The organism is Sutcliffiella horikoshii (assembly GCF_021991925.1).
Classification (GTDB): domain Bacteria; phylum Bacillota; class Bacilli; order Bacillales; family Bacillaceae_I; genus Sutcliffiella_A; species Sutcliffiella_A horikoshii_F.
This window is the reverse complement of the sequence record NZ_RXZI01000023.1, coordinates 1-798: the sequence shown is the minus strand read 5'-3', so window position 1 is coordinate 798 and position 798 is coordinate 1. Positions and strand designations below refer to the sequence as shown.

Below are 798 nucleotides of genomic sequence, written 5' to 3'. Positions count from 1 at the left end.
GCAACCCTTGATCTTAGTTGCCAGCATTCAGTTGGGCACTCTAAGGTGACTGCCGGTGACAAACCGGAGGAAGGTGGGGATGACGTCAAATCATCATGCCCCTTATGACCTGGGCTACACACGTGCTACAATGGACGGTACAAAGGGTAGCAAAACCGCGAGGTCGAGCCAATCCCATAAAACCGTTCTCAGTTCGGATTGCAGGCTGCAACTCGCCTGCATGAAGCCGGAATCGCTAGTAATCGCGGATCAGCATGCCGCGGTGAATACGTTCCCGGGCCTTGTACACACCGCCCGTCACACCACGAGAGTTTGTAACACCCGAAGTCGGTGGGGTAACCTTTTGGAGCCAGCCGCCTAAGGTGGGACAGATGATTGGGGTGAAGTCGTAACAAGGTAGCCGTATCGGAAGGTGCGGCTGGATCACCTCCTTTCTAAGGAATGTACGCTTGTTGTTTTGTTTAGTTTTGAGAGAGCATTCTCTCAAATGAGATAAATCTTACGATTTATCCTTAGACAATTCTTACGAATTGTCATCGTTGTTCCTTGAAAACTAGATAATGTAACTAATATCAAGATATTCACAAAATATCGTTCATCTTAGTAATTTTCTTATAGATATCATCGCTGATATCGACACATGACCAATTTTGGTCGACGGTTAAGTTATTAAGGGCGCACGGTGGATGCCTTGGCACTAGGAGCCGATGAAGGACGGGACTAACACCGATATGCTTCGGGGAGCTGTAAGTAAGCTTTGATCCGGAGATTTCCGAATGGGGAAACCCACTGCTCGTA

The 798-nt window shown here is 48.0% G+C and carries 2 rRNA genes; both read left to right on the top strand.

Annotated elements, in window-relative coordinates:
• Positions 1 to 434, top strand: a 16S ribosomal RNA gene (locus EKQ44_RS21345); the annotation flags it as partial.
• A 225-nt stretch (positions 435 to 659) separates the two neighbouring features.
• Positions 660 to 798 (top strand): 23S ribosomal RNA (locus tag EKQ44_RS21340); the annotation flags it as partial.